This is a genomic window from Nocardioides sp. Leaf285 (assembly GCF_001422955.1).
In the GTDB taxonomy this organism is placed as follows: domain Bacteria; phylum Actinomycetota; class Actinomycetes; order Propionibacteriales; family Nocardioidaceae; genus Nocardioides; species Nocardioides kribbensis.
In genome coordinates this window covers 1-17307 of record NZ_LMNH01000004.1, presented here as the reverse complement: position 1 = coordinate 17307, position 17307 = coordinate 1, and the positions used below count along the sequence as shown (strand labels likewise).

Here is a 17307-nt window from a genome sequence, read left to right as displayed (position 1 = left end):
GAGCAGTCCCTGCTCGCGGGGTCTGATCGGTCCCCTCCGGGGGGACCTGAGGAAAAGTCCGGACCGCTTCCCAGGTGGTCCGGACGGGTGGTGCAGACGGGTGGCGCGACTCAGGTCAGGACGACCGCGAGACGCCCCGTGCCGTAGCCGGCGACGTCGACGACGAAGTCGCCCCGCCGGCCCAGCACCTGCGTCCGCGCGCGGGCGTCGGCCGGGAGGGCCTGCCCGGCGGGCACGCTGGCGTAGAGGCGCAGGTGGGCCGAGCCGGGGGCGTTGAAGAGCGAGGCCATGACGTTGAAGACCTCGCCCAGCGCCTCCGCGATCGACGCCGACAGCCGGCCCTCCTCGATGGCGGTGGCCGCGGCCCCGGGCGGCACGAGGGCCAGCGCGGCCCCGGCGTACGCCGAGAGGGGCAGGTCGCACGCGACGACCGCGCGCACCACCAGGGAGTCGTCGACGTAGCTCGCGACGCTCGCGGGGTAGTAGGCGCTCACCGCGAAGGGCGGGCCGGGGCGCAGGTCGACCTGCTTGTCGACCAGGTCGCCGAGCAGGTCGCGGACCTCCTTGGGGCCCGGCAGGTGCGTGGGCGGGCCGGTGGTCGCCGCGGTCACGGCAGGGCTCCGACGACGGGGGCGAGCGCGGCGTCGAACGCCTCGGGGGTGAAGGGCTTGGCGATGAGGAAGGCGGCCCCCGACGCCTCCGCGCGCGCCCGCATGTCGGGGGAGCCCTCGGAGGTGACGAAGCCGAAGGGCACGGCGCTGCCGCCGGCGCGCAGCGCGTCGAGGAAGTCGATGCCGGTCATCTCGGGCATGTTCCAGTCCGAGAGCACCAGGTCGGGTGCCTCCGCGCGCACCTTCTCCAGGCCGTCGCGGCCGTTCTCGGCCTCCACGACGTCGTGGCCCCCGTGGCCGGCCTGGCGCAGGGTGCGGATGACGATCTGCCGCATCACGCGGCTGTCGTCGACGACCAGGATCTTCATCGGGTCTCCTCGGAGGTGCTGGTGCTGGTGCTGGAGTCGGGGGTGGGACCGGGGTCGGGGCTCGCGCCGGTGGGCACGCAGACGGAGACGCAGAGCGACTGGCGCCGCCAGCTCAGGTCGAGGCGGCAGACCTCGCGGCGCTGGTGGGAGGCCGGCACGGCGCCGCTGGCCACCAGCGGCAGCGAGAGGGTGCTCGGCCCGGGCATGAGGCTCTTGACGTTGCCGCCGATCACGTTGACCAGCTCGCCGAGCGCGTCGCTGACGTCCTCGGGGGCGAGGTCGGCGGGGTCGAGGGCGAGCATCGCCGCGGCGACGTCGCGGGCGAGGCGGTCGGTGACGGCGACGAGCACCGCGCCCTCCCAGGCTCCGCCGACGGTCGTCATGGCCGTCCACTCCTGCGGGCGGTCGACCGGGGCCACCTCGGGCAGGATCGGCTCGTCGGTGCCGAGGAAGGTCGACCAGACCTCCTCGACGACGGCGTAGACGTCGCCGATCTCGGGCTCGACGGCGGCGATCACGCCGGCACCTCCTGCACGACCAGGCCGAGCAGCTCGAGCTTCTCGACGATGGCGTCGGGGGTGAAGGGCTTGATGACGTACTCGTGGGCCCCGGCGGCGAGCGCCCGCACGATCTGGCCGTGCTCGGACTCGGTGGTGACCATCATCAGCGTCACGTTGCGCCAGCGCGGGTCGGCGCGCACCCGGGTGACGAAGGTGTAGCCGTCCATGAGCGGCATGTTCCAGTCGATGAGGCACAGCTCGGGCTCGAGCCCGGCCTCGAGGGCGTCGAGCGCCTCCTGGCCGTTGCCGGCCTCGGTGGTCTCGAAGCCCAGCTCGGTCACGATCCGGCGCAGGATCGTCCGCATCGTGCGGGAGTCGTCGATGATCAGGGCGTGCATGCGCGGGCTCCTGGGAGTGCGGTGGACAGGGCGGAGGCAGGACTGGACGCAGCGGCGGCGGGCGCCGCGCGGCGTGCGGTGGAGCGCGGGCGGTGGAGCGCGACGCGGCCCGCCGGCTCGCGCACCCAGGCGTCGTCGAGGTCGAGGGTGGTCTCGGAGGACCCGAGCAGCAGGTAGCCGTCGGCGGCGACGCGGGGGCTGACCCGGCGCAGGATGTCGCGCTTGGTGTCGAGGTCGAAGTAGATGAGCACGTTGCGCAGGAAGACCACGTCGAAGACCGGCATCGGCGGGAAGGCCGCGGCGAGGTTGAGCGGGGCCGTGGTGACGTGGGAGCGCAGCTCGGCGCCGACCTCCCACTCGCTGCCGACCCGGGAGAAGTAGCGCACCAGCCGGGTGGCGGGCATGCCGCGGTTCATCTCGACCTGGCTGTAGCGGCCCGCGCGCACCCGCTCCAGCATGGTCGGGGAGACGTCGGTGGCGTGGATGCGCCAGGTCCAGCCCGGCGGCAGCGACTCGTCGAGCAGCATCGCGAGGCTGTAGGCCTCCTGCCCGCTCGAGCACGCGGCCGACCAGATCTCCAGGTGACGGGTCGTGGCCCGCGCCTGGAGCAGGTGGGGCAGCATCACGTCGGTGAAGGCCTGGTAGGGCGCGAGGTCGCGGAACCACGAGGTCTCGTTGATGGTCAGGGCGTCGACGGCGCGGGCGCGCTCGGCGACGGCGTCGGGCCCGGTGCGGAGCCGGACCACGTAGCGGTCGACGTCGGCGTCGCCGGCGGACCGGGCGAGCGGCAGCAGCCTCGCCTCGACGAGGTACTCCTTGCCCGGGTCGCAGAGCATGGCCGTCTCGCGCCGCAGCAGGTCGGCGACGTAGGCGAAGCTGGACTCGGAGATCACGCCGCACCCATCGACCGCGCGGGCCCCGCACCTGAGCGGTCGGCCGCACTTTTGCCCCCGCCGGACCGGACCACCCACCCCCGCGGGGGTCCCGCGCGTCGGATCGGCCCCGCGGGAGCGGCGTACTGCTCAGGGCGGGGGCGCTCCGGCCGATCGTCCCTGCGTGATCCGGGTCCTGGTCGTCGACGACTCCGCCGTGCTGCGCCGCCTCATCACCACGGTGCTGGCCGCCGATCCCGACATCGAGGTGGTCGGCACTGCCGTCGACGGCCTCGAGGCGATCGAGAAGGTCGACGAGCTGGCCCCCGACGCGGTCACCCTCGACGTGGAGATGCCCCGTCTCGACGGCATCGGCGCGGTCGAGGTCATCCACCGCAACCACCCCCGGCTGCCGGTCGTCATGTTCAGCACGCTCACCGAGCGCGGGGCCGCCGCGACGCTGCAGGCGCTGTCCAACGGCGCGTCCGACTACGTCGCCAAGCCCACCGGGGCCGGCAACGTGGGGGAGTCGATGGCGCGCGTGCGCGAGGACCTCGTGCCGCGCCTCAAGGCCCTGGTCGGCGCCCGCCGCATGGTCGCCGCCGTCCCCGTCGTACGCCGCGCCGCGCCGCGCGCCGCCGCGCCGCCGCAGGTGCTCGTCGTGGCCTGCTCGACCGGTGGGCCCGACGCCCTCTCCCGGGTGCTCGCGGCGCTGCCGGCCGCCTTCCCGCTGCCGGTGCTGGTCACCCAGCACATGCCCCCGGTGTTCACCACCCAGTTCGCGCAGCGCCTCGACCGGGTCTCGCCGCTGGAGGTGCGCGAGGCCGCCGACGGCGACCAGCCGCGCCCCGGGCTGGTGCTGATCGCCCCCGGCGACCACCACCTGACCCTGGTGCGACGCGCGGCCTCGGTGCGCGCGCAGCTCGACCAGGGCCCGCGGGAGAACTTCTGCCGACCCGCCGCCGACCCGCTCTTCCGCAGCGCCGCGGGCGTCCACGGCCCCGGCGTGCTCGGCCTGGTGCTCACCGGCATGGGCCAGGACGCCCTCGAGGGCGCACGCGCGGTCGTCGACGCCGGCGGCCGCGTGGTGGTGCAGGACGAGGCCACCTCGGTGGTCTGGGGCATGCCGGGCGCCGTCGCCGGCGCGGGCCTCGCCCACGAGGTGCTCCCGCTCGACCGGATCGCCGGCGCCCTGACCGGTCTCGCCGGCCGCGCCCTGACCCCCGCTCCCTGAGCTCCGCGCGACCTCTGGTCGTGCCGGGTCAGCAGGCTCGGGCGGACGTATTGGTGCCGAGCATCAGAAGGACCCCGACTTGCTGCTCAGCCGACCGTTGCGGAAGAGGACGCCGACCCCGCCGTCACCGGAGCAGGTCGAGTAGCGGCGCGTCTCGATCGTCAGACCGTCCTGGCTGTCCTTGGCCACGCGTCGCCCCGCGGTGTCGAAGACGGCGTGGACCTTCTTCATGCCCATGCCCTCCCCGACCTTCCTGAACTCCTTGCGGGTCACGCACCCGGGGGAGTCCGCGTGGGCGCCAGGGGCGACCACGGCGGTCCCGGCGGTGAGCAGGGCGGTGCTGAGCAGTGCTGCTGCGAGGCGGTGGGTCATGGTGGGGTGCGTCTCCTGGGGTGCGGCCGGTCCGACGGGGGCGTCGGCGCGGCCCTGTGGCCGCCCACGTCGAAGACTAGGTGCTGGGGCGGCGTCACGAGCGGCTTCGCCCGGACGCACGACACCCGGCGCCCCCTGGACGGGGACGCCGGGCGACGGCGGGGGGAGGAGAGTGGTCTGGTGGGCCGGAGGCCGGCGGCTCAGGCCGAGACGTCGACGTAGACGGGGCCGCTGTGGCGCGCCGAGGAGCGGTCCAGGGCGGTGGCGACGGCCTGCTGGCGCAGCGTGCGACCCAGGGTCTCGGCGATCGCGGCGAGCACGACCTGCTGGCGGGCGTGGATCTCCTCGGCCCGCTGGCGCAGGGCCTCGGGCAGCGGACCGTGGTCGTCGGGCACGTGCCACGGGTCGGTCTGCAGGACGGTGCCGTGGGCCAGGCCGCGCTCGGCGCGCATGACGTCGAGCTCGACGCGGTCGAGCTCGATCTGCCACGACTTCAGGTCGGCGTCGGGGTCGCGCGGCCGCAGCGTGCGGCGCGCGCCGCCGAGCACGGGTCCGGCGTCGTAGGGCATGGCCGGCTCAGGCCACCGACGCGGCCTGCAGGGCCGCCGCGCGCCAGGTCTGGCACAGGTCGGTGACCAGGGCCAGGCAGCTCTCGGTGACGGTGCTGTCCTTGCTCACGTTGGCGCGGACGAGCTGGGTGTGGAGGAAGTCGTAGATCGAGGCGAGGCCGGGGCCGCCGTCCCACTCCTCGGTGCGCAGGCTGGAGCGCAGCTCGAGGACGATGTCCTGGGCGTGCAGCAGCTGCTGGTGCGCCGTCTGCACGTCGCCGGCGCGCTGGGCGTCGAGACCGCGGGTGACGTCGAGCACGAGGCGCTCGTAGAGCATCACCAGCAGGCGGGCGGGGCTCGCGGTGGCGATGGAGGCGTCCATGTAGGTGCTGCGGGCGTTGATCATCTCAGTGCCTTCCTTGGCTGCTGGTCGATGTCGGGTCGGACCCCGGCGTCGTGCCGGGGGTGGTGCCGGTGGTGGTGCAGGAGGTGGCGCACGCGCGGGTCACGAGGAGCTCGAGGGCAGCGAGGAGATCTGGCCGGCCAGCCAGCTGGACTGGCTGCTCATCTGGCCCAGCGCGGTCTCGAGGGCGGTGAACTGGCGCTGGAGCGTCGTACGCCGCAGCTCGAGGCGGGTGTCCCACGCCTCGATGCCGTCCTGGAGCCGCTCGATGCCGGCGCGGCGCCCCGTGATGGCGGCGGTCAGGGTGCCGGTGGTGCTGTTGCTGGCGCCCTTGGAGACGGTCGCGACCCGGGCGGCGAACCCGTCGCCGGCGGTGGAGAAGCGCTCGGCGACCCCGGCCGGGTCGGCGGCGTAGGCCTGGGTGAAGGCGCTCTGGTCGAAGGTCAGGGTGCCGGTGCGCGACACCTGGATGCCGAGCGAGGCCAGCGAGGTGCCGTCGCTGGGGTAGACGGCGTCGAGCAGCGCCGAGCGCAGGCTGCGCACGGTGGCGTCGCCGGCGAGGGCGCCGGAGGTCTTGGTAGCGGTGTTGTAGGACGTCTGGGCGTCGATGTCGGCCAGCAGCGAGTTCACGGTGTCGACCAGGTCCTTGACCGACGTCGCCAGCTTCGAGGTGTCGCGGGTCAGGGCGACCGAGGAGGTCGTGCCGGTGGCGGCCGCGGCGCCGAGGGTGAGGGTGACGCCGGGCAGCACGTCGGTGAAGGTGTTGGTCGTCGAGGTGACGACGATGCCGGCGCCGAGGTCGATCGAGGCGTCGCTGCCGGCGCGCACCGTGGCGCCGCCGAGCAGGGCCGCGCCGTCGGAGCCGGTGAGCGTGAAGTCCTGCGCGGCGCCCGTGGCGGTCGACTCCACGAGCAGCTGGTAGGAGCCGTCGGCGACCTTGACCAGGCTCGCGGCGAGGCCGGTGGCGTGGGCGGGGTCGTTGATCGCCCGGGCCAGGCCCGACAGCGTGCCGTCGGTGGCCAGGTCGACGGGGGAGCCGTCGAAGCGGTCGAGGCGCACGCTCGTGGAGGCCCCGGTGACCTGGTCGGTCAGGGCGTGGGCCTGGGCGAAGCCGAGCTGGTGGCTGCGGGCCACCCCGGTGACGGTGACCGACAGCGTGGCCGGGCCGGCGCCGCCGCCGGCGGTCACCGAGACCGCGGCGTTGCTGGACGTGGCGGTGAGCGGCGTCCAGGCGGTCGGCTTCGCGAGGGCCTCGGCCTTGCTGGCCAGCACCGAGGTCTTGGTGTTGAGCGTCTGCAGCAGGTTGGCCAGGGAGGTCTCGGTGGTGACCTTGGACTTCAACCGCGTCTGCGGCGCCGCCTCGAGCTGCATGAACTGGTCGACGAGTGTGGCTGTGTCGAGGCCCGAGGCCAGGCCGCTGATGCTGCTGGTGGCCATGGGACCTCCTCGGGTCGGTGCGGGTGCCTCAGGTGACTCGGGTGTGTCGGCTGGTGCGGGGCCGGGGTCCGGTGCGGGGTCGGGTGTGCCGACCCCGCACCGGCCGTCCGGGCGTGCGGGCGCTCAGCCCGCGGGTGGTGCGGGTGCGTCAGCCGCGCAGCAGGCTGAGCACGCCCTGCGAGGCCGAGTTGGCCTGGGCGAGCATCGCCGTGCCGGCCTGGGAGAGGATCTGCGAGCGGGTGAAGCTCATCATCTCCTGGGCCATGTCGGTGTCGCGGATGCGGCTCTCGGAGGCCGACAGGTTCTCGACGGCCACGTTGAGGTTGTTGATGGTGTGCTCGAAGCGGTTCTGGGCGGCACCCAGCTGCGAGCGCACCGAGGAGACGTCCTTGATCGCGGTGTCGAGCAGGCTGATCGCCTCCTGGGCACCCGATGCGGGCTTGAAGGACGCCTCGGCCGCAGCCACCTCGGCGGCGGTGCCGGTCACGGAGGCCGTGGTGATCTCGATGCCCGCGCCACCGGAGGCGTCGGCGGTGGCGGCGCCGGCCCCGAAGGTGCTGTCCAGGGCGCTCTGCAGCGCAGCCTGGGCGGTGGCGGCGTCCGTGGCCGTGTCGTACTTGACCGAGCTCAGGTCGAGGGACTTGTTGCCGATCGTCACGGTGCCGTTGAGCTTGCTGAACTCCGCCACGGCGGTGGCGTCGTCGCTGTAGTCGGTCGCCGCGCCCAGGGTCATGACGCCGGCGGTGCCGCTCTCGGCATCCGTGGTGTTGGTGCCGGTGGTCGCGTTGGCGGCGACCGCGGTGACGTCGAGACCGGAGAGTCCCAGACCCGAGGCGCTGAGGCCGTTGGTGCGGACCAGGTCCACGGAGATGCGGTCCTGGGCGGTGTTGTTGGCGCCGACCTGGAAGCTGCCGTTGAACGAGCCGTCGAGGAGCTTGGTGCCGTTGAACTCGGTGGTGTCGGCGATCCGGGTGATCTCCGTCTTGAGCTGGCTCATCTCGTCCTGGATGTTCTTCTTGGCATCCGTGTTGAGACCGCCGTCGTTGGAGGCCTGCACGGCCAGGTCGCGCATGCGCTGCAGGATCGAGTGCGTCTCGGTGAGCGCGCCCTCAGCGGTCTGCACGACCGAGACGCCGTCCTGGGCGTTGCGCGAGGCGACCTTGAGGCCACCGACCTGCGAGCGCAGGCCCTCCGAGATCGCGAGGCCGGCGGCGTCGTCGGCGGCCCGGTTGATCCGGAAACCGCTCGAGAGCTTCTCGAGCGACTTGGACATCTGGCCCTGCGTGACCGACAGGTTGCGGTACGAGTTCATGGCGTCGATGTTCTGGTTGATGCGAAGACTCATGATGGGTCCCTCCTGGGTGTCGAGTCGTGGAGCCCGTCCATGGGCTCACGGGGTGCTGATCGGCCCGGACGGTCCGGGCCTGAGCGGTTCGCCGATCTTTTTCGGCGGGTCGGTGGGGGCGCTGCGTGGGCGCGCCGCGGCGCCGCCGGCTCCGTCGTACGACGGGCTGGCGCGGGCCGGTGCGGGCCGGGAGCGCGGGGCTCAGGCGGTGCCGCTGAGCCGGGCGGTGACGCGGGCCGGCTGGCGGGTGGCGGCGTGGCGGGCGGCGACGGCCTGGAAGTAGGCGGCGCGGCGCTGGGCGGCGCAGCCGTCGGGGCGCGGGTGGGGCGTGACCAGCTCGGGGTCGAGGGCGCTGTTGAGGGCGTCGCGCAGCAGCACGAGGGCCTCGGCGCGGATCTGGGAGACCCGCGACTCGGTGACGCCGAGGGTCTCGGCGATCTCGGCCATGGGCCGCTCGGCGAGGAAGTACTCGCGCACGACGACCTGGAGCCGCTCGGGCAGCTCCTCGATGGCCTCCGCGAGGTAGTCCAGGCGCTCCTGGTGCTCGACCGCGGCCTCGGGGGAGGGGGAGGTGCTGACGAGCATCTCCTCGTAGGGGGTCTCGCTGCCGCCCTGGAGGGAGAGGACGTTGGCGCGGGCGACGTCGCCGTCGTTGCTCTCGACCTCGGCCAGGCTCAGGCCCAGCGAGGCGGCGACCTCGGCGTTGTCGGGCACGCGGCCGAGGGTGGCGGCGAGGCGGGTGCGGGCCTGGTCGAGGTCGCGACCGCGGCGGCGCACCGAGCGCGAGGCCCAGTCGATCTGGCGCAGCTCGTCGAGGATCGCTCCGCGCACGCGGCTCGCGGCGTAGCGCGTGAAGGGGACGCCGCGGTCGGCCTCGAAGGCGTGGGCGGCCTTGACGAGCGCGGTGAGGCCGGCGGAGTGGAGGTCGTCGCGGTTGACGTGGCTCGGCACCCGGCTCATGGTCTCGCGGACGATGTGGCCGACGAGCCCCATGTGGTCGACGATCATCTGCTCGGAGTCGGCGGTGCCCGTGGGCGTGTCGAGACCGTGGAGCGCCTGCTCCTGGTCGACGGACCGGTCCTGCGTGTGGTCGTGAGTGCTCACGGTGTTCCCCCCTCGTCCTGCGGCGCGCGCCCTCCCTGACGTGCGACGGCTCGAACCCTGCCGTCCCGGGGACGGGTCTGAAAGGCGATCCGGCACGAATGACCCGAGGGGGCTATACCGGGTCGCCGATCGACTGAGGTAGGGACTCATCCGTCCGGTTGGTCCCGTCGTTCCGCTCAGGTGGTCGCCGCCTGCGCCGATCTGCTCCGTCGACGAGGCACGACCACCCCGGTCGGGCCCGCACGGTGCCGGGAGGCGATGACGTGGTCGACGCGGTGGAGAGACTCTCCCTCACGCTGTGGCGCGAGCGTGAGCTGCTCGACACGCTGCTCTACCGCCTCGAGGTGGAGCAGCTGGTCCTGGCGAGCGGTCGCACGGCGTGGCTGATGCGGGCCGCCCGCGAGGTCGAGGCGACGCTGCAGGTGCTGCGCGAGACCGAGGTGCTGCGCGCGGTCGCCGCCGACGAGGCGGCGGCCCAGGTCGGCTGCCCCGACAACCCCTCCCTCAAGGCGCTGGCCGAGGCCACCCACGAGCCGTGGCGCACGATCCTGCTCGACCACCGCGAGGCCTTCGTCTCGGTGACCCGCCAGGTCACCGAGCTGGCCGACTCCAACCGCGACCTCATCACCAGCGGCTACCGCGCCGCCCGGGAGACGCTGCTCTCCCTCGACGACTCCACCCACAGCTACACCCCGGCCGGCGCCGCCGTCGCGGCGAGCGGCACGGCGCGCCTGGTCGACCGGAGCATCTGACGTGAGCGGCTCGTTGTCCTCCCTCAACACCGCCCTCACGGCGCTGCGCTACCAGCGCGTCGCCCTCGACGTCGCCAGCAACAACGTCGCCAACGCCACCACCGAGGGCTACACGCGGCGCCGCGTCGTCGGCGAGACCATCGGCAGCGCCTCGGTGCCGGCGATGTGGTCGCGCTACGAGGGCGCCTCGGGAAGCGTCGGCGCGGGCGTGATGACCCGCTCGGTCGACCGCATGACCGACGACCTCCTGGACGCGCGCTCACGCCGGGAGAACGCCAACCAGTCCTACCTCGACGTGCGCTCGGCCACCCTCCAGCGCGTCGAGAGCGGCATCGGCGAGCCCGGCGACTCCGGGGTCTCGGCCGCGCTGACCTCCTTCCGCAGCAGCTGGCACGACCTGGCCAACGACCCCGGCAGCGCGGCGGCCCGTGAGGTCGTCCTGGCCCGCGCCACCGCGCTGGTCGACTCCGTGCACGCCCAGGCCCGCCAGGTCTCCGACGAGCAGGCCGACCAGCGGGTGCGCCTCCAGGGGGTCGTCGCCGACGTCAACACCACCGCCACCGAGCTCGCCGCCACCAACCGTGCCCTCGCCGCCGCCTCCCTCGACGGCGTGGACACCTCCGACCTGGCCGACCAGCGCGACGCCCTGGCCCTGCGCCTGGCCTCGCTCACCGGCGGCACCGCGAGCCCGCGCAGCGACGGCGGCTTCGACGTCTCCCTCGGCGGCGTGCCGCTGGTGGAGGGCGGCACGGCCCACACCCTCCAGATCGCCAGCGGCGTCACGGCCGGCGGCGGCGACGACGGCCAGCCGGTCACCTTCTCGATCTCCACCGGCGGGGCCGCGCCGACCACCACGGCGGTGCCGGCCGGCCTCAAGGGCGAGACCGGCGCGGTGGCCGACCTGCTGACCACCACGCTGCCGGCCTACGCCGCCGGGCTCGGCGCGGTCGTGGCCACGCTGGCCGGCGAGGTCAACGCGCTGCACCAGGCCGGCTACGACCAGGGCGGCGCCGCGGGCGGGCCGTTCTTCTCCTTCGACCCCGCCGACCCGGCCGGCAGCCTGGCCGTCGCGGTCACCTCCGCCTCGGGCGTCGCCGCCTCGGCCGCCGCGGGCGGTGGGCTCGACGGCACCCAGGCCGACCGGCTCGCCACCGCCGGCGCCGCCGAGGGCGCCTACGCGCGCCTGGTCACCGGCTTCGGCACCGAGGTCGCCTCGGTGCAGCGGCTCGCCACCACCCAGCAGCTGCTCACCGCACAGGTCGACTCCGCCCGCGAGCAGCTCTCGGGCGTCAACCTCGACGAGGAGATGGTCTCCATGCTCTCGGCCCAGCGTTCCTACGAGGCGGCGGCCCGCGTGATGACCGTCGTCGACTCGGTGCTCGACACGCTGATCAACCGCACCGGGCTGCTGCGCTGATGGGCATCTCGCGCGTCACCCAGTCGATGCTCGCCGACCGGTCGGTCGGCTCGCTGCAGGGCAGCCTGACCCGCCTGGCCAAGATCCAGGAGCAGCTGTCGACCGGCAAGGTCGTCAACCGCGCCTCCGACTCCCCGACCGCGGCCGGCGCCGCCATGCGCTTCCGCGGCTCGATCGCCGACCAGCAGCAGTACGTGCGCAACGCCGAGAACGGTCTCGGGTGGCTCAGCGCCGCCGACACCACCCTCTCCAGCGTCAGCGACTCCGTACGCCGCGCGCGCGAGCTCGCCCTCCAGGGCGTCTCGGCCAGCAGCAGCCCCACGGCCCGTGCGGCGCTGGCCGCCGAGGTCGACCAGCTGCGCGAGCAGGCCCTCGCCGACGCCAACACCGGCTACCTGGGCCGCCCCGTCTTCGGCGGGGTCACCGCGGGAGGCGCGGCCTACGACGCCACCGGCTCCTGGGTGGGCGCCCCGGGCGCGGTCAACCGCACCGTCGGGGCCGGCGTGCAGGTGCGTGTCGACGTGCCCGGCCCGGACGTCTTCGGCGACGGGGCGACGTCGCTCTTCGCGGAGCTCGATGCCCTCTCGACCGCCCTCACCAGCGGCGACGAGGCCGGCATGCGGGCGGGTCTCGACGCACTCGCGACCCGCCTCACCACGGTCGCCACGGTGCAGGCCGGCGTCGGTGCGGCGTACAACCGCATCGAGGGGGCGGTGGAGTCGGCGAAGGGCCAGGTGGTGTCGCTGTCGGCGTCGCTGTCGGAGATCGAGAACACCGACCTGCCGAAGGCCATGGTCGACCTCAAGCTCCAGGAGGTCGCCTACCAGGCGGCGCTGGCCTCGACCTCGCGCGTCATGCAGCCGAGCCTGGTGGACTTCCTGCGATGATCGCCACCGTTGCTCCGACCCGATCCACGAGCCAGCCCGATACCCAGCCCGTCACCCAGCCCGTCACCGTGAGGACCCCCATGCCCGAGGCGCCCGCCCCCGACGCCGCGGTGCTCGACATCCCCGTGATCGAGCTCGTGCACCCGATGCCGGGGTTCCCCGACCGGCAGCGCTTCGCGCTGGTGCAGCTCGACGACGACGGGCTGCTGTGCGCGCTGCGCTCCCTCGACGACCCCGAGCTGCGCTTCCTGGTCGTGCCGCCGCAGGCGTTCTTCCCCGACTACGCCCCCGAGGTCGACGACGCGGTGGTGGCCGACCTCGCCATCGACGCGCCCGGCGACGTCCTGGTGCTGGCGGTGGTGACGCCGGCGCAGACCCTGGCCGGCACGACCGCCAACCTGCTCGCGCCGGTGCTGGTCAACACCGTCAACCGGCGTGCGTGCCAGGTGATCCTCGACGACACCTCGCTCTCGGTCAGCACCCCGCTCGTCGCGTGAGCCGCGTGCGCGACGCCGCAGCCCGGGCCGAGGCGTCCTGCGGCCCGGCCCGCCCCGGTGCGGGTAGCGTGGCCCCATGCTGGTCCTGAGCCGCCGCGTCGGCGAGAGCGTCGTCATCGGCGACGACGTGACCGTCACGATCCTCGAGGTCCGTGGCGACGTCGTCCGGGTCGGCATCGACGCGCCCCGCTCGGTGGCGGTCAACCGCGCCGAGCTGCTGGCCGAGCTCGAGTCGTCGAACCAGGCCGCCGCCTCGCCCAGCGAGGAGGCCGTGGCCTCCCTCGCGCAGGCCCTGCGCGGTCGGCCGGCCAACCCGCCCGGATCGGCGGCGCGCGAGCGCACCTGAGCTGGTCCGGTCCACCCCGGCCCGCCGGCCCACGAGCACCGGACGACCGCTCAGTTCGCCCCCGGCCCCGCCGATGGGGCGGGCATGGATGACGACGCCGAGATCGTGGCCGAGTTCCTCGTGGAGAGCCACGAGAACCTCGACCAGCTCGACCGCGACCTGGTCGCCCTCGAGCAGGAGCCCGGGTCGCGCGAGCTGCTCTCGAGCATCTTCCGCACGATCCACACCATCAAGGGCACGAGCGGCTTTCTGGCCCTGGGCCGGCTCGAGGCGCTGACCCACGCGGGGGAGAACCTCCTCTCCCGGCTGCGCGACCGCAAGATGGACCTGACGACCGAGGTCACCGAGGTCCTGCTGCGCACCGTCGACACCGTGCGGGCGCTGCTCGAGGTCATCGAGCGCTCCGGCACCGACCTCGACCCGGCCGTCGACGTGCAGGTGGTCGTGGCCGAGCTCGAGCGGGTCCTCGCCGGCGGCAGCGCCCCGGTCGTGGCCCCGGACCCCGCCCCGGTCCAGGCCGTGGTCGCGCCCGAGCCCGTCACCCCGTCGTACGTCGACCCCGCGCCCACCGCACCGGCGGCGGCGGAGCCGGCGCCCGCCGCGCCGGCACCCGCCACGCCCTCCGTCGCCGCAGCGCCGCCCGTAGCCGCGCCCGCAGCCGCACCCGCGCCGGCCGCGGTCGCGGAGCCGCTCGACCCCGACGCCGACCCGGCGCCCCGCGGCGTCGTGGACTCCTCGGTGCGCGTCGACATCGAGCTGCTCGACGGCCTGGTGCAGCTGGTGGGGGAGCTGGTGCTGACCCGCAACCAGATCATGCAGCGCACCGACGCCACGACGGCCGCGGCCGGCGACGCCGAGCTCGTGCGCGCCGCGCAGCGCCTCGACCTGGTCGCCAGCGAGCTCCAGGAGAGCGTCATGCGCACCCGCATGCAGCCGATCGGCCAGGTCTGGTCGAAGATGCCGCGGATCGTGCGCGACCTGGCCCACCTGCTCGGGCGCGAGGTGGCCCTGGAGATGGAGGGGCACGACACCGAACTCGACCGCTCGCTGCTCGAGGCCCTGCGCGGGCCGCTCACCCACCTCGTGCGCAACGCCCTCGACCACGGCCTGGAGCCCCCCGAGCAGCGGGTCGCGCTGGGCAAGCCGGCCGCAGGGCGGCTGCACCTGCGGGCCTTCCACGAGAGCGGCCAGGTGGTCGTGGAAATCTCCGACGACGGTCGCGGCATCGACCCCGCCGTCATCGGCGCGGCCGCGGTCTCGCGCGGTGTGGTCACCCGCGAGCAACTGGCCCGCATGGAGCCCCGCGACGTGCTCCACCTGATCTTCCGCCCCGGCTTCTCGACCGCCGAGCAGGTCACCAACGTCTCGGGGCGCGGCGTCGGCATGGACGTGGTGCGCACCTCCATCGAGCGCATCGGCGGCAGCGTCGACATGCTCTCGGTGGTCGGCTCCGGCACGACCTGCCGGGTGCGGATCCCGCTGACCCTGGCCATCATCCCCGCGCTCGTCATCGGAGAGGCCGACGAGCGCTACGCCATCCCGCAGGCCAACCTGGTCGAGCTGGTGCGCTTGGAGGGCCAGGACCTGCGCGACAACGTCGAGGTGCTGGCCGGCGCGCCGGTGCTGCGGCTGCGCGGGCGGCTGCTGCCGCTGGTGTCGCTGTCCGAGACCCTCGGCCGCGACGGCGCCGGCGTCCGCTCCGCCACCGACCCGCTCACCGTCGTGGTGGTGCAGTCCGACGACGTCCGCTTCGGCCTGTGCGTCCAGGACGTGCACGACACCCAGGAGATCGTGGTGAAGCCGATCGGGCGTCAGCTCAAGCAGCTGGCCATGTACGCCGGCGCCACGATCATGGGCGACGGCCGGGTGGCGCTGATCCTCGACGTCGGGGGCATCGCCCGCGAGCGCGCGCTCACCTCGGTCGAGACCGTCGAGCCGGTCGCCCGCGTCGACGAGGCCGACAGCCGGGCGCTGCTGGTGCTGGAGGTCTCCCACGGCCGGCGGGCGGCGCTGCCGCTCACCGCGGTCTCCCGGCTGGAGGAGTTCGACCTCGACCGTGTCGAGCGCTCCGGGTCGGTGGAGGTCGTGCAGTACCGCGACGGCATCCTGCCGCTGGTGCGCCTGGCCGCGGCCATCGGGCTGCCCGAGTCGCCGCCGCCCGAGGAGCAGCTCTCCGTGGTGGTGCACGAGGAGGAGGGGCGTCGCGTCGGCATCGTCATCGACCGCGTGCTCGACGTGGTCGAGGAGCACGTCGTCCTCACCGAGGTCGGCCGTCGGCCCGGGGTGCTCGGCTCCGCCGTCGTGCAGGACCGGGTCACCGACCTGGTCGACCTCGACGCCGTCGTGCGGCCGGTGCTCGGGGCCCGCGAGCTGGTGGGTGCCCGATGACCGCGACGACCACGGCCGCCGCGCCCGCCGCGACGACGGCCACGGCGCACACCGTGACCACCCGCCAGATGTGCACCTTCTGGGTCGACGGCCTCTTCCTCGGCATCAGCGTCGAGCACGTCCAGGAGGTGCTGCGCTACCAGCAGCTCACCGTCGTGCCGCGCGCACCCGCCGCCGTGCTCGGCCTGATCAACCTGCGCGGGCAGATCGTCACCGCCCTCGACCTGCGCTGCCGGCTCGGGCTGCCGCCGCGGGCAGGGGAGGACCTGCCGATGAACGTCATCGTCCGCAGCCGCGGCGAGGTGGTCTCGCTGCTCGTCGACGACATCGGCGACGTCATCGACACCGACGACCACCTGCTCCAGCCCACACCCGCCAACCTGCCGCCCGGTGTGCAGGACGTCGTCACCGGCGTGCTGCCCCTGGCCGGCTCCATCCTGCTCGTCGTCGACGCCGACCGCGCGGTCGACGTCTCGTCCCACCTCACCACCGGAGGAACCCCGTCATGACCGAGCTCGACGTCGCCCCCAGCCCGAACGGCCAGGCCCCCCACGGTCAGAGCCCGCACGCCCACGTGGGCGTGGTGTCGCAGCAGGAGGTCGCCACGGCGCCGGCCCCCGGCGCCGGCGTCGACCTGGCGAGCCTGCCCGGCGTGCTCGCCGCGATCCCGAGCCGGGTCATGCTGGCCGACCGCGACTTCACCATCACCTACGTCAACGAGGCGACCCGGGAGGGCCTGGTCCGCCTGGCCGACTGGCTGCCGATCCGCCCCGACCAGATCGTCGGGGCCAACCTCGACATCTTCCACAAGAACCCCGCCTACCAGCGGATGATCCTGGCCGACCCCAGCCTGCTGCCGCGCCGGGCCCACATCAGCGTCGGCCCGGAGACCCTCGACCTGCAGGTGCACGCGATCCACGACGAGGACGGCCAGTACGTCGGGGCCATGGCGACGTGGGAGAACATCACCGACAAGCTGCGCAGCGAGCGCGAGCTGGCCGAGTCGATGGCCGACGCCGGCGCGGTCAACAAGGTGCTCGCCGGTCTGTCCGCCGCCCAGAGCGTCGACGACGCCGTGCGCACGGCCCTCGACGCCGTGCGCGAGGAGTTCGGGTGGGCCTACGGGTCCTACTGGAGGATCGACGAGGCCGACCGCACGCTGAAGTTCGCCCTCGAGTCCGGTGACGCCGGACCCGAGTTCCGTGCCGTCACCCTCGAGGCGTCCTTCGCCGAGGGTGTGGGGCTCTCGGGGCGGGCCTGGCGCAGTCGCGACCTGTTCTTCACCCCCGACCTGGGTGAGATGACCGACTGCGTGCGCGCCCCCGTGGCCCAGCGGGTGGGCGTGAAGTCGGGGGTGTGCTTCCCCGTCACCGAGTCGGGCCAGGTGGTCGGCACGATGGACTTCTTCGCCACCGAGACCCTCTCGCCCTCGCCGCAGCGGCTCGACGCGCTGCGCAACGTGGGCCGCCTGGTCTCCTCGACCCTCGAGAAGCTCTCCGCCGAGCAGGTCGAGCGCGACCGGGCCGCCGAGATGGCCGCCAGGGTCGAGCAGGTGCTCGAGGTCGTGCGCGCCGCCTCGGCCGGCGACCTGACCCGCGAGGTCACCCTCACCGGCACCGACGCCATCGGCCAGCTCGCCGCCGGCCTCTCCACCCTGCTCACCGCCCAACGCGAGTCCATGATCGCCATCGGCCGCACCGCCGACTCCCTCGCGATCGCCGCCGAACAGCTCACCATCCTCTCCCAAGGCATGGGCGACGGCGCCACCCTCACCTCCGATCGCGCCGCCTCGGCCACCGGCTCCGCCGGCGAGGTCTCCGCCTCCATC

At 74.0% G+C, this 17307-nt stretch carries 20 protein-coding genes; 9 read left to right on the top strand and 11 right to left on the bottom strand.

All coding sequences use genetic code 11. The features are described 5' to 3' along the window. Positions 1-110: 110 nt before the first annotated feature. From ASF47_RS14365 to ASF47_RS14345, 5 genes are read right to left on the bottom strand one after another with little or no spacing between them, the layout of a single operon-like run. On the bottom strand, positions 111-611 hold the full coding sequence (locus ASF47_RS14365; RefSeq protein ID WP_056864732.1) for a hypothetical protein: 501 nt from the start codon (positions 609-611) through the stop codon (positions 111-113). Further along, a complete protein-coding gene (locus ASF47_RS14360; protein WP_056864731.1) occupies positions 608-979 on the bottom strand; it encodes a response regulator in 372 nt (123 codons plus the stop codon). Before ASF47_RS14360 ends, ASF47_RS14365 begins: the two co-directional genes overlap by 4 nt. Continuing rightward, positions 976-1497 carry a chemotaxis protein CheX gene (locus tag ASF47_RS14355; RefSeq protein ID WP_056864730.1) on the bottom strand — a complete coding sequence of 174 codons (522 nt, stop codon included), beginning with the start codon at positions 1495-1497 and terminating at the stop codon, positions 976-978. The genes ASF47_RS14360 and ASF47_RS14355 overlap by 4 nt, the downstream gene beginning before the upstream one ends. After that, positions 1494-1877, bottom strand: coding sequence for a response regulator (locus ASF47_RS14350; RefSeq protein WP_056864729.1), 384 nt, complete (start codon positions 1875-1877; stop codon positions 1494-1496). The genes ASF47_RS14355 and ASF47_RS14350 overlap by 4 nt, the downstream gene beginning before the upstream one ends. Beyond that, positions 1865-2770 carry a CheR family methyltransferase gene (locus ASF47_RS14345; protein WP_235558764.1) on the bottom strand — a complete coding sequence of 302 codons (906 nt, stop codon included), beginning with the start codon at positions 2768-2770 and terminating at the stop codon, positions 1865-1867. The genes ASF47_RS14350 and ASF47_RS14345 overlap by 13 nt, the downstream gene beginning before the upstream one ends. Positions 2771-2933: 163 nt before the next feature. On the opposite strand from ASF47_RS14345, the gene ASF47_RS14340 reads away from it, so the two are divergent. Next, positions 2934-3983, top strand: coding sequence for a protein-glutamate methylesterase/protein-glutamine glutaminase (locus tag ASF47_RS14340; RefSeq protein WP_056864728.1), 1050 nt, complete (start codon positions 2934-2936; stop codon positions 3981-3983). Between the two features lie 63 nt (positions 3984-4046). On the opposite strand, the gene ASF47_RS14335 is transcribed toward ASF47_RS14340, so the two are convergent. The 6 genes from ASF47_RS14335 to ASF47_RS14310 form a co-directional block, all read right to left on the bottom strand. Beyond that, positions 4047-4355: a hypothetical protein gene (locus ASF47_RS14335; RefSeq protein ID WP_056864727.1), complete on the bottom strand. Its 309-nt coding sequence runs from the start codon at positions 4353-4355 to the stop codon at positions 4047-4049. A 200-nt stretch (positions 4356-4555) separates the two neighbouring features. Then, complete coding sequence (locus ASF47_RS14330; protein ID WP_056864726.1) at positions 4556-4924, bottom strand: hypothetical protein; 369 nt, start codon at positions 4922-4924, stop codon at positions 4556-4558. 7 nt (positions 4925-4931) lie between these two features. Next, positions 4932-5309, bottom strand: coding sequence for a flagellar export chaperone FliS (gene fliS, locus ASF47_RS14325; protein ID WP_056864725.1), 378 nt, complete (start codon positions 5307-5309; stop codon positions 4932-4934). A gap of 99 nt (positions 5310-5408) precedes the next feature. Further along, complete coding sequence (gene fliD / locus ASF47_RS14320) at positions 5409-6743, bottom strand: flagellar filament capping protein FliD (protein WP_056864724.1); 1335 nt, start codon at positions 6741-6743, stop codon at positions 5409-5411. Between the two features lie 148 nt (positions 6744-6891). Further along, positions 6892-8088: a flagellin N-terminal helical domain-containing protein gene (locus ASF47_RS22100; RefSeq protein WP_056864723.1), complete on the bottom strand. Its 1197-nt coding sequence runs from the start codon at positions 8086-8088 to the stop codon at positions 6892-6894. Positions 8089-8289: 201 nt separating this feature from the next. Next, positions 8290-9192, bottom strand: a complete 903-nt coding sequence (locus tag ASF47_RS14310) for a sigma-70 family RNA polymerase sigma factor (RefSeq protein WP_235557735.1) — start codon at positions 9190-9192, stop codon at positions 8290-8292. Between the two features lie 263 nt (positions 9193-9455). Between ASF47_RS14310 and ASF47_RS14305 the strand changes: the two genes are divergently transcribed. The 8 genes from ASF47_RS14305 to ASF47_RS14270 form a co-directional block, all read left to right on the top strand. Continuing rightward, positions 9456-9944: a flagellar protein FlgN gene (locus ASF47_RS14305; protein ID WP_235558763.1), complete on the top strand. Its 489-nt coding sequence runs from the start codon at positions 9456-9458 to the stop codon at positions 9942-9944. A gap of 1 nt (position 9945) precedes the next feature. Continuing rightward, positions 9946-11361, top strand: coding sequence for a flagellar hook-associated protein FlgK (flgK, locus tag ASF47_RS14300; RefSeq protein ID WP_056864722.1), 1416 nt, complete (start codon positions 9946-9948; stop codon positions 11359-11361). Next, positions 11361-12248 carry a flagellar hook-associated protein FlgL gene (flgL, locus tag ASF47_RS14295; protein WP_056864721.1) on the top strand — a complete coding sequence of 296 codons (888 nt, stop codon included), beginning with the start codon at positions 11361-11363 and terminating at the stop codon, positions 12246-12248. The genes flgK and flgL overlap by 1 nt, the downstream gene beginning before the upstream one ends. 80 nt (positions 12249-12328) lie before the next feature. Continuing rightward, complete coding sequence (gene fliW, locus ASF47_RS14290; RefSeq protein ID WP_056864720.1) at positions 12329-12745, top strand: flagellar assembly protein FliW; 417 nt, start codon at positions 12329-12331, stop codon at positions 12743-12745. Between the two features lie 76 nt (positions 12746-12821). Beyond that, complete coding sequence (gene csrA / locus ASF47_RS22095) at positions 12822-13091, top strand: carbon storage regulator CsrA (RefSeq protein ID WP_056864719.1); 270 nt, start codon at positions 12822-12824, stop codon at positions 13089-13091. 84 nt (positions 13092-13175) lie between these two features. Continuing rightward, positions 13176-15479, top strand: a complete 2304-nt coding sequence (locus ASF47_RS14280) for a chemotaxis protein CheA (RefSeq protein WP_056864718.1) — start codon at positions 13176-13178, stop codon at positions 15477-15479. Next, positions 15476-15988: a chemotaxis protein CheW gene (locus tag ASF47_RS14275; RefSeq protein ID WP_082500362.1), complete on the top strand. Its 513-nt coding sequence runs from the start codon at positions 15476-15478 to the stop codon at positions 15986-15988. The genes ASF47_RS14280 and ASF47_RS14275 overlap by 4 nt, the downstream gene beginning before the upstream one ends. Beyond that, positions 15985-17307: GAF domain-containing protein (locus ASF47_RS14270; RefSeq protein WP_156697929.1), on the top strand; the 1323-nt coding region annotated here is incomplete at its 3' end. The genes ASF47_RS14275 and ASF47_RS14270, both read left to right, overlap by 4 nt.